We start from the raw sequence: 16,145 nt of genomic DNA, 5'->3' as shown, positions 1-16,145 counted from the left end.
ATTGCCAAAAAACTGATTTTAGCTATCTTCAAGTATGAAATTCATTCAAGGAAAAGATCGAAATCAGACAGAGTTTTTCTGTTTAGATCAAGCGGTTTCAGAAGACAATGAAGTGCGATTAATCGATTTGTTTGTTGGAGCCATAAAGCTTTCAGATTATGGTTTCGATATGTCGTTTATAGAGAACGGTCGGCCAGCTTACCACCCCGCTGATTTATTGAAACTCTTTATTTATGGGTATTTGAACCGTGTTCGTTCATCCCGACAATTGGAAAAGGAATGCAAACGTAATATTGAACTGATGTGGCTCATGAAAGGTTTGGCGCCCGACCACAATACGATTGCCAATTTTAGAAAAGATAACCCAAGAGCTATCCGAAAAGTGTTTCATGCAACGGTTTCGCTTGCCAAAAACTTTGAATTGATTGGTGGAAAATTACTGGCTGGTGATGGAACCAAGTTGCGTGCACAGAACTCGAAGAAAAACAACTTTAACGAAAAGAAAATTGAGCGTCATATTGCTTATATTGACGACAAACTCAATGAATACAGTGCTATCTTGGCAAGTGAAGACAATGATTTAACAGCGGAGAAAAAGCAGGAAATCAACGCTAAAATCGATAAGCACAAGCAGTACAAGAACAAATACGAAGCATATAAAAAGCAACTCGACGAAACTGGACAAGTACAAATTTCAACTTCCGATCCCGACAGCAGACAAATGATTGTGCGCAATAACATAACTGAGGTGGCATATAATGTTCAATCGACCGTTGATGCAAAACACAACATTCCAATTGATTTTAAGGTCACCAATAAAAACGATTCAAAAGCCATGGGTGCAATGGCTCGCAGGGCTAAAACCATTCTTGGAAAATCAGATTTCACAATACTTTTCGATAAAGGCTATCATACTGGAACCGAATTCGATTACGCACACAAACAAGGGGTAGAAGTATTGGTAGCTTTCCCTGATGTTGCTTCACATGCTCCAGATATTTCCTTTGATGTAGAACATTTCAACTACAATAAGGAGCGCGATGAATATACCTGTCCAGCTGGAGAGTTGCTCACCACAAACGGTCGTTGGTACAACAAGGCAAGCGGGAAAACGATCAACCGCGTAAAACACTATAAAACAAAAGCTTGTTTGACATGCAGTCTTTTTGAAAAATGCACACGCAATAAAACGGGGCGTTTCATCGAGCGTTCGGAACACATGGATTTAATTGACGCAAACAAAAAACGACTTCAACGAAACATGGAAACTTACCGCAAACGACAAGCAATCGTGGAACATCCGTTCGGTGTCATAAAGCGTCAATGGGATTTTTATTATGTGATGACTAAAAAGACAATGAAACATGCAACTGCAGATGTTGGATTGATTTTTACCTGCTACAATTTGCGTCGAATATTCAATTTACTTGACCAAAATACACTCAAAAATTTCTTAAGAGAACTTGGTTTTCTATTTTTGATTCTGAGCAGCCATTTCAAGACGATTTGCGAAGATTTTAAAGAAAGGATTTACTCCGAAACATTTTGTGAAACAAGTTATACAGCGCTCTTAAAACAGGTATATTTATCCAAAAAACAGATTGTTTAGAATCTTAAAATGGGTTTTTAGACAGACTGCCGTTAGCAACAATTAAAACCATAAATGAAATACTTCTGCATTGCAATAACCCTAGTTACTTTATTTTCTTGTTCACATCAAGAAAGAAAAGGTTTAAATCTATCAAAAAGAAATTACGATGAAAAAGCCATCGAAACTTCTCAAGATAAATTGAGCAGCCCGAGTGATGCTATCTATGTTTTCAAAGAGAATATACAAAATTGCATCAAGCAGAATATTTCCTCACTTTGTGATAGCGTCTTTGGTAAAGGGTTTGTGAGTGGAGGAGTTATTACAGAATTGCAATCAAATATACTGAAGGATATAAATCGATTTGATTATAAGTATCAGGAGGTTACCATTGATTCAAAAGATTTGAAGAATTTACTTTCTGAAAACGAGAATGGACGGTCTTCACTAAAATACAAGCTAGAAGATCTAAGTTCCGACTCTCCCCTTAAACTTAGCAGTAATAACGTACTAACCCATACATCGACAAACGCTGACTTGGAATTAGACATCAATGGTTACAGGTTAAAGTTTTTCATTGAAATTTACATGGACAAAGAACTTGAGAAAGATGGTGTCTATACTGTTTCCGATCCGACTAAGAAAGGTAACTCACCGTATTTTAAATATAAAGGGAATTGCCAAATAAAAATTACCTTGAACGCAACGGATTTAGAAGGAAAAACCGAATACTATACTCGAAATGTAAACAGTAAATGTTATCATTATACACAAATGCAGTATACAAATCATGAAGTTACTTACAAATGACAAAAGGATGTTGCTAACATCAGCTAAAAGCCACGGGCTGAACAACCACAACCGAGAAGCCCGCGTCTCCTAGTTGAGAAACGTTGTACAACATTAAAATGAAAGATATCACAAAATGAACTAGTTGATAATTAAACTCAAATGAACATATTTATATTACACGTAGAATTTTTTAACCAAAACTTATTTTAAGGATTAATACTTATGAAAAAAGTAATCTTAGTAACAACATTTATTTTAGGAACATTCAATGCCTTTCCTCAAATAGCCAACGTTCAAGTAAAGTTTAATTTACCAATAATATTGAGTGAATCATCTGGAGCTATCTTTTTTAATGATAAACTTATTACTCATAATGATTCGGGTAATGAAAATAAACTTTATGAATTAGATACGATTTCTGGATTAGTTGCAAGAACAGTTAACGTTACTAACGCCACCAATATAGATTGGGAAGATATTGCACAAGATGAAACATCAATATATATTGGCGATATAGGCAACAACAATGGAGATAGAACAAATTTAAAAATTTATAAAATAAATAAAATTGATTATCTAAGTTCCACTAATGTAACAGCTGAAATCATAAACTTTAACTATTTCGATCAAGCTGATTTTGCCCCTACCCCTAATAACACAGAATGGGATGCAGAAGCTCTAATTTCTATTGATACAAATAACTTGATTTTGTTTACTAAAAATTGGGTTAATGGCACAACAAAAGCTTACTCAATCCCAAAAAACAGCGGAACATTTAATGTTAGCCCATTACCAACAACTTTATCAAGTGGAGGGAGAATAACAGGAGCTACTTACAATCCATCAACAGAAAAAGTATATTTAATTGGGTATAATTCAATTTTACAACCTTTTATTTGGGTTTCTGAAAACTTCACAAATAATGATGTTTTTTCAGGCACTAATACACAAACATCACTTACTAGCTTAGGGTTTGAGCAAACAGAAGCTATAACATATATTGGAGACAACAGCTATTTTATTACATCCGAATCATTTAGTATCAGTTCCATATCCGATAATGCAAAATTAGTTTCATTTACAACAAATGATGATATTTTATCTATTAAAGAACAGGTAACTAGAGTAGTTAATGTATATCCAAATCCTGTCAAAGATGTGCTTTACATTGACAACTCAGAATTTACTTCAATTGAAATTTATGATTCTAGGTCTGCACTTGTCTATCGAGGATATAACGAAAACATAAATGTTTCAGAGCTTAATACAGGGCTTTATTTTGTTAAGGTTAATTTGAAAGATAATACATATAATATCAAGAAAATAATTAAATATTAATTGGATATTGTTCAAAATACATATAACGTTGTACAACAATGGCTATAAGTAATTGCTTATTCTCGCCTACTTCTGAAAATCCTCGCGGATTTTCAGTTTGGTGTGTCCTTGCAAAGTTAAGTGCTAACACACGCAACTACTCATAGCCGAGACCGTTAGCAACAATTAAAACCATAAATGAAATACTTCTGCATTGCAATAACCCTAGTTACTTTATTTTCTTGTTCACATCAAGAAAGAAAAGGTTTAAATCTATCAAAAAGAAATTACGATGAAAAAGCCATCGAAACTTCTCAAGATAAATTGAGCAGCCCGAGTGATGCTATCTATGTTTTCAAAGAGAATATACAAAATTGCATCAAGCAGAATATTTCCTCACTTTGTGATAGCGTCTTTGGTAAAGGGTTTGTGAGTGGAGGAGTTATTACAGAATTGCAATCAAATATACTGAAGGATATAAATCGATTTGATTATAAGTATCAGGAGGTTACCATTGATTCAAAAGATTTGAAGAATTTACTTTCTGAAAACGAGAATGGACGGTCTTCACTAAAATACAAGCTAGAAGATCTAAGTTCCGACTCTCCCCTTAAACTTAGCAGTAATAACGTACTAACCCATACATCGACAAACGCTGACTTGGAATTAGACATCAATGGTTACAGGTTAAAGTTTTTCATTGAAATTTACATGGACAAAGAACTTGAGAAAGATGGTGTCTATACTGTTTCCGATCCGACTAAGAAAGGTAACTCACCGTATTTTAAATATAAAGGGAATTGCCAAATAAAAATTACCTTGAACGCAACGGATTTAGAAGGAAAAACCGAATACTATACTCGAAATGTAAACAGTAAATGTTATCATTATACACAAATGCAGTATACAAATCATGAAGTTACTTACAAATGACAAAAGGATGTTGCTAACATCAGCTAAAAGCCACGGGCTGAACAACCACAACCGAGAAGCCCGCGTCTCCTAGTTGAGAAACGTTGTGCGTCATACTATCCAACCAACCGCTGACAAAAAACGAAATATCAAAGATGACAAAAAATGAAAATTTACACGTGGCTTGTCAAAACCAAGACACTGAATTAGTGAAAAAAATTTTATTTGAAATTAAGCCAACGGAGCTTAACAAAAAAATTGCACAAGAAACACCATTACAAATAGTTTGTAAAAATGGAAACCTTGAAATTACGAAATTGTTGATTGAAGCAGGAGCCGATAAAGAAATCAAAAATGCAGGACGACAATCACCGTTGTCAATTGCAGTGTCTAACAAAAACTTAGAAATTGTAAAATACTTATTAGAAGTTGGCGCAGACATACATTCAAAAGGACCTAACAATTTGCAACCTATACATTTTGCTTGTTCAAAAGGAGATAAAGACATCATCGAATTGTTATTATCAAAAGGTATTGATATTAACATTGTTGACAGTCTGAAGAGCTCATTGCTTGACTTTACTACAAACTTAGAAGGTGGAAACTTGGAAGCAACAAAAACTTTGGTAGAAAATGGTATTGATGAAGAATATTTTTCATCAGCTTTTAAATGGGCTTGTTGGCGAAACAATCCAGAAATAGCAAAGTATTTATTGGAATGTGGAGCTGATTATAAAAGTGAAACGACTTCAAAATCAGAATTGCTATTTTGGATTTGCGGTTTAGGGCATAAAAAAATTGTAAAACTTTTATTAGAACTGAAAGTTGACTTTAAAACAAAAGTAAAATTCAAAGGTAAAATGATGGCTTATGAGGGAAGTCCGTTAGATAGAGCCATTGCAACAAATCAAACAGAAATTGTGAAACTTATAAATGCTGACTAAAAAAGTACGAACGCACAACAAGGGTTTTGCAATAGTGGGGCGAAACTGCAAAGTTCAACGGTTGTTCTTCGGTTCAACTTTTGTGCAAAATTGAAGATTTATGCTTCGATTGCCCCACCATCGCAAAGCCCCGAAACGTTAGCGGTCATCCCCCTACCATTTCAAAACGGTTGAGTTTTGTTGCTAACGACCATTTTTTTATCTTTAAATTGCTCCTTGTAAAGACCGGTTTAAGCAATGGTGTCTTAGAACCCCTGGCGTCATCAAGGTAAGGTTGTGTATGTGTAGGTGATTTTTCAGTTGCATTGTGTTAGAGTTAAATGGTGATACCGAAGCTTTGGGAATCCCGATCAGAATAATTCCAAATTCTAAAGACACAACCCTTGGAGTTTTTATTCATTTCAAAAACAGTGTTATGGAAGAAAAGAAAATTTCGTTGGAGGTGGTAAATCCCAATGCAGCAGGAATCGACATTGGTAGCAGAAGTCATTGGGTTGCTGTGGGACAGAATGCCGAAGATGTGAAGGAATTTGGTGTTTACAGTCAGGATCAAATGGATTTATGCGAGTGGTTAAAAGCCAAAAATGTAAATTCAATTGCCTTGGAAAGTACCGGTACCTATTGGCAAAATCTGTTTTCAACATTGGTTGGTCAAGGATTTGATGTCATTTTAGTTAATGGTCGACAAACTAAAAACATTAAAGGAAAAAAGACGGATATCAAGGATTGTCAATGGATACAAAAGCTACACTCGCTTGGACTTCTTTCTGCAAGTTTTTTACCTGATTCTGATACAGATACAGTAAGAACTTATTCAAGGCATCGACTTAATCTGTTAAACAGAAGTGCATCTTGTGTAAAGCGCATACAAAAGTACCTTCGCTTGATGAATATGAGGTTGGAAGTTGTTGTGAGGGATATTGTTGGACTCACAGGCACAAGTATTATTGAGGCATTTGTAAATGGTGAATATAATGGAACTGAATTAGCAAAATTAAGACACGGAAATTGCCGAAAATCAGAAGATGAAATCGCCAGAGCATTGCAATACAATAATAGACAAGATTACCTATTCGCACTTAAGCAAGAGTGGGAGACTTACAAGTACATTCAAAAACAAATACAACAAACCGACCTTGAAATCAATGATTTGCTTAAACACATAGTCGACAAGAATGACAACAAAAAGCAACACTACATTGAAAAAAAAAGCACAAGCGAAAAAATAAAAATGGTCTGACCGATACAGATTTGAATTTACTTGCATACCAATACTTCGAAGGGATTGATTTGATGGCTATTGAAGGTATCAATGAAGGACTTATAATAGCAATAATCAGTGAGATAGGATTGGAAGGAATACGGAAATTTCCGTCATCCAAACAATTTACAGCATGGCTCAGGCTAGCACCAAACAACAAAATCAGCGGTGGAAAAGTACTTTCACATCACATCCCCAAAGGTAGTTCGAGACTAAAAATTGCATTCAGAAATACTGCAAATGCAATCGGAAATTTAAAAGAAGGTTGGCTCGTAGATTTCTTCAAAAGAATAAACTACAAAAAAGGACGTGCAACAGCGGTCACTGCACTAGCAAGAAAATTGGCAGTTATTGTATGGAACATGCTCGTAAAAGGACAAGCTTACAATCCACCAACTGAATACTTATTCTTGGATGAAAAAAGAAAATTGAAACTAGTCGCAAGGGTTAAAAAACAAATCAATAAATTTGAGTTGACTAGGGAAGAATTGGGATTTGTAACAAATTGATTTTGAGTTACTATTGAAAACGTTAGTCAGAAGTTTAGGACGAACCACTGCACACAAAGAAACTATGATATTATTAATTGACAGATTAAAGCAATATAAAACGACTGTAAAACTTGACGAAAGATTTTCATATCTTTTTGACATTAAGACTACATCGTTTTCTGACTCTGAAAAACACGAACTAAACAAAGAAGTAAACACCTTTAATAGGAACTTAAAACTAAAGGAGTTAATAAAAGAAAAAGCAAATGGTTCTTACGAATTGACTGATTTGAATTTTTGGATAGTAAACGATTGGGGCGGTATTCGAACTTTTAAGCGAAACGAAAAAAATGAAAAGAAAATTAAAGCCTTTTCAACTCAACTTTTAAAATCAAAATTATCCAAAGACACATTTGACACAATTTCATCGTTGTCAAAAATTTCATCTTTTATTGACCCAGAAAATTATGTAATTTATGATTCAAGAGTTATTTACGCAATAAATTGGATTATAATGACCTCAAAGCAGACCGACATAAAGTATTTTCCTATGCCGACAGGTAGAAATAAAAAAATTGTAGACTTTGACATAAATACACTTATACGATTAAAGCATTTAGACAATTATCATCAAGGACAATTATTTTATAGCTATAAAGACGCTTATTTTGAATTTTGCAAACTCATTAAAAATTTAAGCAAATCAGTATTTGACGACCAAACAATCAAACCATATTATTTGGAAATGTTATTATTCACAATTGCTGACAATGAAATATATAACGAATTGACAACACAGACAAAAATTGAAATAAAACCGAACCGCTAACAGCAGTTTGGCAAAATGGCGGGTTTAGTGATAAATTCAACAGCAGTTCTTCGATTGAACTTTTGTGCAAAACTGAACTTTTGTGCTTCGATTTCCGCCACTTCGCCAAGCTGCAAAACGTTGTACAACATTAAAATGAAAGATATCACAAAATGAACTAGTTGATAATTAAACTCAAATGAACATATTTATATTACACGTAGAATTTTTTAACCAAAACTTATTTTAAGGATTAATACTTATGAAAAAAGTAATCTTAGTAACAACATTTATTTTAGGAACATTCAATGCCTTTCCTCAAATAGCCAACGTTCAAGTAAAGTTTAATTTACCAATAATATTGAGTGAATCATCTGGAGCTATCTTTTTTAATGATAAACTTATTACTCATAATGATTCGGGTAATGAAAATAAACTTTATGAATTAGATACGATTTCTGGATTAGTTGCAAGAACAGTTAACGTTACTAACGCCACCAATATAGATTGGGAAGATATTGCACAAGATGAAACATCAATATATATTGGCGATATAGGCAACAACAATGGAGATAGAACAAATTTAAAAATTTATAAAATAAATAAAATTGATTATCTAAGTTCCACTAATGTAACAGCTGAAATCATAAACTTTAACTATTTCGATCAAGCTGATTTTGCCCCTACCCCTAATAACACAGAATGGGATGCAGAAGCTCTAATTTCTATTGATACAAATAACTTGATTTTGTTTACTAAAAATTGGGTTAATGGCACAACAAAAGCTTACTCAATCCCAAAAAACAGCGGAACATTTAATGTTAGCCCATTACCAACAACTTTATCAAGTGGAGGGAGAATAACAGGAGCTACTTACAATCCATCAACAGAAAAAGTATATTTAATTGGGTATAATTCAATTTTACAACCTTTTATTTGGGTTTCTGAAAACTTCACAAATAATGATGTTTTTTCAGGCACTAATACACAAACATCACTTACTAGCTTAGGGTTTGAGCAAACAGAAGCTATAACATATATTGGAGACAACAGCTATTTTATTACATCCGAATCATTTAGTATCAGTTCCATATCCGATAATGCAAAATTAGTTTCATTTACAACAAATGATGATATTTTATCTATTAAAGAACAGGTAACTAGAGTAGTTAATGTATATCCAAATCCTGTCAAAGATGTGCTTTACATTGACAACTCAGAATTTACTTCAATTGAAATTTATGATTCTAGGTCTGCACTTGTCTATCGAGGATATAACGAAAACATAAATGTTTCAGAGCTTAATACAGGGCTTTATTTTGTTAAGGTTAATTTGAAAGATAATACATATAATATCAAGAAAATAATTAAATATTAATTGGATATTGTTCAAAATACATATAACGTTGTACAACAATGGCTATAAGTAATTGCTTATTCTCGCCTACTTCTGAAAATCCTCGCGGATTTTCAGTTTGGTGTGTCCTTGCAAAGTTAAGTGCTAACACACGCAACTACTCATAGCCGAGACCGTTAGCAACAATTAAAACCATAAATGAAATACTTCTGCATTGCAATAACCCTAGTTACTTTATTTTCTTGTTCACATCAAGAAAGAAAAGGTTTAAATCTATCAAAAAGAAATTACGATGAAAAAGCCATCGAAACTTCTCAAGATAAATTGAGCAGCCCGAGTGATGCTATCTATGTTTTCAAAGAGAATATACAAAATTGCATCAAGCAGAATATTTCCTCACTTTGTGATAGCGTCTTTGGTAAAGGGTTTGTGAGTGGAGGAGTTATTACAGAATTGCAATCAAATATACTGAAGGATATAAATCGATTTGATTATAAGTATCAGGAGGTTACCATTGATTCAAAAGATTTGAAGAATTTACTTTCTGAAAACGAGAATGGACGGTCTTCACTAAAATACAAGCTAGAAGATCTAAGTTCCGACTCTCCCCTTAAACTTAGCAGTAATAACGTACTAACCCATACATCGACAAACGCTGACTTGGAATTAGACATCAATGGTTACAGGTTAAAGTTTTTCATTGAAATTTACATGGACAAAGAACTTGAGAAAGATGGTGTCTATACTGTTTCCGATCCGACTAAGAAAGGTAACTCACCGTATTTTAAATATAAAGGGAATTGCCAAATAAAAATTACCTTGAACGCAACGGATTTAGAAGGAAAAACCGAATACTATACTCGAAATGTAAACAGTAAATGTTATCATTATACACAAATGCAGTATACAAATCATGAAGTTACTTACAAATGACAAAAGGATGTTGCTAACATCAGCTAAAAGCCACGGGCTGAACAACCACAACCGAGAAGCCCGCGTCTCCTAGTTGAGAAACGTTAGCGATAATGCTTTCGAAACTCAATAAACAATTACAATCAACTAATTTTTAAGAAAAAATTGATAGTAAAAGAATAATTCTATCTTTGCGGAGTGAATATTCACTAACTTTTTAAAGAGTATGAAATTGGACATAACAGCTAGACAAATTGAAATTATAGAAGCGTCTGGTAAAATATTGATGAATAAAGGCATTGCAGCACTTACTACCAAAAATTTAGCACAAGAAATGGGCTTTTCCGAAAGTGCTTTGTATCGCCATTTTAAAGATAAAGAAGCAATTGTTTCGCTTTTGATTCAATATTTGGCAGATAACATAAATCAAAGGTTTGAACAAATTTTGATTTCTAATATCAGCGAAGAAGAAAAATATTTAGCTCTTTTTAAAAGTCAATTTCAATACTTTAAAAAAAATCCTCATTTCATAGTTATTGTTTTATCGGATGGATTGATGGATAGTTCGGAAATCATAAAAAACAGTATTGTAAAATTAATTCAAACCAATGCAAAGTCTTTTAAAACTGTATTAGAAAACGGTCAAAAAGCAAGTGTTTTCACTTCAGCCATCGAAGCAGACTATTTGGTTCATTTTATAATGGGTGCTTTTCGTTTACAAATGCTCAAATGGAAATTAGCCAATTTTAGTTTTGATATTGAAAAAAATGGAATGAAAACAATGGCTACATTATTAACCCTTATAAAACAATAACAATGAATATAACCAGATTAGCATTTATCGTAGCTCTTGCTTTTACAAGCCAATTTGCTTTTTCACAAACTCAAAAAAATAATAAAATGAACTTAAAAGATTTACACAAAGACAGTATTGGGGTGCAAACCAATATGATGTTTCCTGCTACTGATGGCAAAGTTATTTCACTGCAAATTTTTAAAGGTAGCCAATTAAAAGAGCATATTACAAAGGTTTCTGCATTGCTTATTTGTGTTAAAGGCAATGCCGTTTACGAAGATGAAAAAGGTATTAAAGCCAATTTATTTTCAGGTGATTTTGTGAAAATTGAACCCAATGTAAAACATTGGGTTGATGGAATTGAAGACAGCAATTTACTATTGATTAAATGATTTAGAAATGAAATTTATAACCTTTTTTATTGCTGCACTTTGTCTGCTTCTTTTTAATTCCTGTAAGAATGAAAAAGAAGTAAAACCCATAATTCAAGACATCAAGGAGTTAGTTTTTGCCTCCGGAGAATTGGAGTGGGATAATGCATATAATCTTACAGCACAAACCGATGGCGTTTTGCTCAATGCAAATTTTGAAGTGGGAAACAAAGTTTTGATGGGAACAGTTTTGGCAAGTGTAGACAACAAAACCAATGAAATAAATACACAAATTGCAAAAGAACAACTGGCTATTGCAAATGAGAACCTTACTTTAAATGCTCCTCAAATTCAGCAATTGGAACAAAACATTCAGTTTGCAGAAAGTAAATACAAGCAAGATAAAATTCAGGCTGAACGATACGAAAGACTAAGACAACAAGATATTGGTACCAAAATAGAATACGAAAATGCTCAATTGAATGCCCAAAATTCTTTAGCTAATTTAAGCGCGTTACAAAAACAAAAATTGCAAGTTTTACAACAAGCAAAAGTGCAGCAAATTTCTACAAAAGGCCAGGTGCAAAATAGCGAAGCTGTTCAAAAATTCAATCAGATAGTTGTACCAGAAAGTGGAACAATTATAAAAAAATTAAAAACAAAAGGCGATTATGTTCGCAAAGGCGAAGTAATTGCAGTAATAGCCGATGAGCAAAAAGTAGAAGCCGTTTTAAATGTTGATGAAAATAATATTGGTAAAATTAAAATTGGACAGTCGGTTTTTATTCAACTCAATACTGACAAAAAGAAAATTTACAATGGAAAAATTTCAGAAATTCTTCCTGCTTTTGATGAGCAAACGCAATCGTTTATTTGCAAAGTCACTTTTGTTGAAACATTAAACTCTTCGCTTTTTGGAACGCAGTTAGAAGCCAATGTTTTGGTAGGAGAAAAGAAAAATGCCTTATTAATTCCGAGAGAATATGTTGGCTACGGCAATAAAGTAAATGTGAAAGGAAAAGAACAACCTGTCATAATAAAATCGGGAATTCTTTCTACAGATTATGTTGATGTGCTTGAAGGAATTACAAAAGACGATGTTTTATTGCCTTTAAAACAATAATTATGAATATTAATTCTGTTATTTCTAAAACCTATATTTTTTCAAATAAAAGACTTACAGCCGTTGCCGTTTTGGGTGTTTTATTAGGTATGTCTGTTTATATTTTTATGAATAGTTTGTTGGTAGGTTTTGATAGAAGCTCCAACACTTCTGTGTTTAGAAACACTGCGCATATACGAGTATATAAAGACGATGAAATAAGTAAAAGTTTACCAAAAAGCAATAATGAAAATTATATAATCATAAATCCAAAAGTAGTTCCAAATAATAATACAATCATAAATCCAAAATTGGTAATTGAAACAATTTTAAAACAAAAGGAAGTAACTGTTGCTTCCCCACAAGTTAATACCAATGTGTTTTATAACAACGGAAAATCGCAAATTTCCGGACTTGCAGTTGGAATTAAACCCGATGAAGCAAATTTGATGTATAACATAAAATCGTTTATGGTAGAAGGGGAATTTGATTTATTAAAGTCTAATCCGAACGGCATAATTGTCGGAAGTGGTATTGCAGAAAAAATGAATGTGACTGTAAGCAATAATATAAATCTCACTTCGTCAAAAGGCATTAACCGAACTTTTAAAATTATTGGCATTTTTAAAACCAATAATTCGGTAACCGACAAAACAAAATCGTATATCAATCTATCGGCTTCGCAACAACTTTTAAAACAAGGAAATTCTTACATAACAGATATCAATGTAAATGTTACCGACCCTGAAAAAGCAGAAAATGTTGCTGCCAAACTTTCGCAAATTACGGGCTACAAAGCAGAAGGCTGGAAGCAAACCAACGAAACACTAATGGCAACAAACAAGATGCGAAAAATGATTATCACTTTTGTATCACTCACTATTTTATTGGTCGCAGGATTTGGCATTTATAATATTTTGAATATGACCGTTTCACAAAAAATTAATGACATTGCAATTCTAAAAGCCATTGGTTTCAAAGGCAAAGATGTGATTCGAATTTTTGTAACACAAGCCGTTTCGATAGGAATAATGGGCGTTGTAGGTGGTGTAATTGTGGCAACTATGTTGATAACCATTTTAAAACGAGTGTATTTGGGTGGCGATATTGGTTATTTCCCGATTGATTATGAACCCACAAAATTTGTACAAGGAATCGTAATTGGTTTGGTAATTACTTTTTTCGCAGGATACATTCCAGCCAAAAAAGCTGCTAATATTGACCCCGTAGAAATTTTAAGAAAATAGTAAATGCAAACGATTTTAAAAACAGAAAATATTGACAAGCACTTCCATGACCCGATTGATTTTCAAGTGCTAAAAAATATAGAATTTGAAGTTAGAAAAGGCGAATTTTTATCAATGATCGGAAAGTCTGGAAGTGGAAAATCTACTTTGTTGTATATACTTTCTACAATGGACACGGATTATACAGGAAAATTATATATTGATGATCAACTTACAACGGGATTAAGTAAAGATAAATTAGCTGAACTTAGAAACGAAAAAATTGGTTTTGTATTTCAGTTTCATTATCTGTTGGCTGAATTTTCTTGCCTAAAAAATGTAATGATACCTGCCTTAAAATTAGGAAAATTATCAGAAAAAGAAATTGAACAAAAGGCCTTCGAGAAATTAAAAATTTTAGGATTAGAAGACCAGGCTTTAAAACCAGCCAATAAACTATCGGGCGGACAACAACAACGGGTAGCCATTGCAAGAGCCTTAATAAATGACCCTTTAATCATTATGGGCGATGAACCAACCGGGAATTTAGATAGTAAAAATACCGATATTGTTTTTGATATTTTTCAAGACCTTACAAAAAATTATGGGCAAACTATAATAGCCGTAACCCACGATGACGATTTTGCCCACAAAAGCGACCGTATAATAGAAATGAAAGATGGAGAAATATTGAAAAAATAGCACTACCGCTAACACGGGTTTTGCGTTAGTGGACGGACAGTGCAAGTATAAACATTTGAGCAATTAATAAACTTTGGTGCTGGCAGACCGTTTACGGTTTCAAATGCCCACCAACGCAAAGCCCGAAACCGTTATCGGTCAGCATAATAAGAAAGGATTCATAGAAATCAATTTTGTAGGCATAATTGATTTGAAAGCAAATTTTAAGTATCCATACATTAATAATACAATATGTTAACATTAATCAGAACAAATTCAGAAAACAAAAATTTTCAAAACTTAGTATTAGAACTTGACAAAGATCTGGCAAAGAAGAATGGAGATACAAATGACTTTTTTGCACAGTATAATAAAACTGACCTTATTAAAAACGTAGTTGTTGCTTTGAATGACTATTTACCAGTTGGTTGTGGTGCAATGAAAGAATTTGACAATTCGACAATGGAAATAAAAAGAATGTATGTAACAATTGAGATGCGAGGAAAAGGTGTAGCTGTTGCAGTTTTGAATGATTTGGAAAGTTGGGCAAAGGAATTAGGTTATAAAAAATGTGTGTTAGAAACGGGTGACAAAATGCTTGAAGCAATTGGCTTATATAAAAAGAGTGGTTACAAAATCATCAAGAATTATGGACAATATGAAAATATTGAAAGTAGCATTTGTTTTGAAAAAGAGCTATAATTGACCTTGTTAAATAGAGAAAAAACAGTCCAAAAATAATTATGAAAGAAATACATCATTTAAACTGCGTAAAAATTATTTCACCAATTAACGATAATGTTTGCGGACATTGTTTGTTAGTAAATGAAAATGGAAGGCTTATTCTTATTGACACGGGTATTGGACTATTAGATACCCTAAACCCATCTGAAAGAATTGGGCAACAATTAATTGAGCTTGTAGGTTATCGTTTTGACGAAAATCAAACTGCGGTGCGGCAAATAGAAGAATTAGGGCTAGACCCTAAAAACGTAACAGACTGTATCATCTCACATTTAGACAATGATCACATTGGTGGATTAGCAGATTTTCCCTCAGCGACGGTTCACGTTAGTGAGGAAGAATTAAACAATTTCCATTCAAACAATCCAAGATATTTGGAACTCCCTTTGGCACATATGCCAACCATTAAGACGTACCAGAAATCAGATGTCAATTGGTTCGGTTTTGAAGCAAGAAAAATTAGTGCCAACATTGAAACTGAAATTTATCTTATTCCTCTCTTTGGGCATACGCTTGGACATTGCGGTGTTGCATTAAAAACAGATAACAATTGGCTGTTTTATATAGCAGACGCATACTATATGAAAGTGGAACTTACAAATGAGAAGCACCCAGTAAATGAGTTAGCTAAAATGCGAGCAGACGACAATAATTTGAGATTAACAACACTAGGTAAAATTCGTAAACTTGCAATTGACCATCCAGAAATTGAAATTTTTGGATATCATGACATTGAAGAATTTAAACTTTATAAAAATTAACAGCACCTTTGCCAGCCCCTGAAAAATGTCGATTCAGTGATTAATTCAAGTTGTATGATTTTTTTTAAATATGTATGAGTTG

At 33.1% G+C, this 16,145-nt stretch carries 17 protein-coding genes; all 17 read left to right on the top strand.

Translation table 11 applies throughout. From position 1 onward, the window contains the following. Nucleotides 1–34 precede the first annotated feature (34 nt). Complete coding sequence (locus tag FLUTA_RS18525) at nt 35–1,609, top strand: IS1182 family transposase (protein ID WP_013688426.1); 1,575 nt, start codon at nt 35–37, stop codon at nt 1,607–1,609. Nucleotides 1,610–1,663: 54 nt separating this feature from the next. Next, nucleotides 1,664–2,398 carry a hypothetical protein gene (locus FLUTA_RS18520; RefSeq protein WP_013688436.1) on the top strand — a complete coding sequence of 245 codons (735 nt, stop codon included), beginning with the start codon at nt 1,664–1,666 and terminating at the stop codon, nt 2,396–2,398. A 204-nt stretch (nt 2,399–2,602) separates the two neighbouring features. Then, nucleotides 2,603–3,718: a T9SS type A sorting domain-containing protein gene (locus tag FLUTA_RS18515; protein ID WP_013688437.1), complete on the top strand. Its 1,116-nt coding sequence runs from the start codon at nt 2,603–2,605 to the stop codon at nt 3,716–3,718. A 177-nt stretch (nt 3,719–3,895) separates the two neighbouring features. After that, nucleotides 3,896–4,630 carry a hypothetical protein gene (locus FLUTA_RS18510; protein WP_013688436.1) on the top strand — a complete coding sequence of 245 codons (735 nt, stop codon included), beginning with the start codon at nt 3,896–3,898 and terminating at the stop codon, nt 4,628–4,630. 134 nt (nt 4,631–4,764) lie between these two features. Further along, the gene (locus FLUTA_RS18505) at nt 4,765–5,553 is read left to right on the top strand and encodes an ankyrin repeat domain-containing protein (RefSeq protein ID WP_013688440.1); all 789 of its coding nucleotides are present in this window, start codon (nt 4,765–4,767) and stop codon (nt 5,551–5,553) included. 415 nt (nt 5,554–5,968) lie between these two features. Then, complete coding sequence (locus tag FLUTA_RS21880) at nt 5,969–6,793, top strand: IS110 family transposase (RefSeq protein WP_245545455.1); 825 nt, start codon at nt 5,969–5,971, stop codon at nt 6,791–6,793. Nucleotides 6,794–6,804: 11 nt separating this feature from the next. Then, on the top strand, nt 6,805–7,323 hold the full coding sequence (locus FLUTA_RS21875; protein ID WP_245545454.1) for a transposase: 519 nt from the start codon (nt 6,805–6,807) through the stop codon (nt 7,321–7,323). Between the two features lie 64 nt (nt 7,324–7,387). Next, the gene (locus FLUTA_RS21045; protein WP_013688438.1) at nt 7,388–8,134 is read left to right on the top strand and encodes a hypothetical protein; all 747 of its coding nucleotides are present in this window, start codon (nt 7,388–7,390) and stop codon (nt 8,132–8,134) included. A 241-nt stretch (nt 8,135–8,375) separates the two neighbouring features. Continuing rightward, nucleotides 8,376–9,491, top strand: a complete 1,116-nt coding sequence (locus FLUTA_RS18490) for a T9SS type A sorting domain-containing protein (RefSeq protein WP_013688437.1) — start codon at nt 8,376–8,378, stop codon at nt 9,489–9,491. Between the two features lie 177 nt (nt 9,492–9,668). Further along, a complete protein-coding gene (locus FLUTA_RS18485) occupies nt 9,669–10,403 on the top strand; it encodes a hypothetical protein (RefSeq protein ID WP_013688436.1) in 735 nt (244 codons plus the stop codon). A 205-nt stretch (nt 10,404–10,608) separates the two neighbouring features. Next, on the top strand, nt 10,609–11,196 hold the full coding sequence (locus FLUTA_RS18480; RefSeq protein WP_013688435.1) for a TetR/AcrR family transcriptional regulator: 588 nt from the start codon (nt 10,609–10,611) through the stop codon (nt 11,194–11,196). A gap of 2 nt (nt 11,197–11,198) precedes the next feature. Beyond that, a complete protein-coding gene (locus tag FLUTA_RS18475; RefSeq protein ID WP_013688434.1) occupies nt 11,199–11,570 on the top strand; it encodes a cupin domain-containing protein in 372 nt (123 codons plus the stop codon). Nucleotides 11,571–11,577: 7 nt separating this feature from the next. Then, entirely contained in the window at nt 11,578–12,672 is a 1,095-nt protein-coding gene (locus FLUTA_RS18470; RefSeq protein ID WP_013688433.1) for an efflux RND transporter periplasmic adaptor subunit, read from the top strand. 2 nt (nt 12,673–12,674) lie between these two features. Continuing rightward, nucleotides 12,675–13,898, top strand: coding sequence for an ABC transporter permease (locus FLUTA_RS18465; protein WP_013688432.1), 1,224 nt, complete (start codon nt 12,675–12,677; stop codon nt 13,896–13,898). Between the two features lie 3 nt (nt 13,899–13,901). Next, complete coding sequence (locus FLUTA_RS18460; protein ID WP_013688431.1) at nt 13,902–14,579, top strand: ABC transporter ATP-binding protein; 678 nt, start codon at nt 13,902–13,904, stop codon at nt 14,577–14,579. Nucleotides 14,580–14,810: 231 nt separating this feature from the next. Beyond that, on the top strand, nt 14,811–15,260 hold the full coding sequence (locus FLUTA_RS18455; protein WP_013688430.1) for a GNAT family N-acetyltransferase: 450 nt from the start codon (nt 14,811–14,813) through the stop codon (nt 15,258–15,260). 41 nt (nt 15,261–15,301) lie between these two features. Next, nucleotides 15,302–16,063 carry an MBL fold metallo-hydrolase gene (locus tag FLUTA_RS18450; protein WP_013688429.1) on the top strand — a complete coding sequence of 254 codons (762 nt, stop codon included), beginning with the start codon at nt 15,302–15,304 and terminating at the stop codon, nt 16,061–16,063. Nucleotides 16,064–16,145 lie beyond the last annotated feature (82 nt).

This window comes from Fluviicola taffensis DSM 16823, from assembly GCF_000194605.1.
GTDB classification, from domain to species: Bacteria; Bacteroidota; Bacteroidia; order Flavobacteriales_D; family Crocinitomicaceae; genus Fluviicola; species Fluviicola taffensis.
The sequence above is the reverse complement of the archived record's forward strand: the minus strand, read 5'-3'. Positions and strand labels throughout refer to the sequence as shown.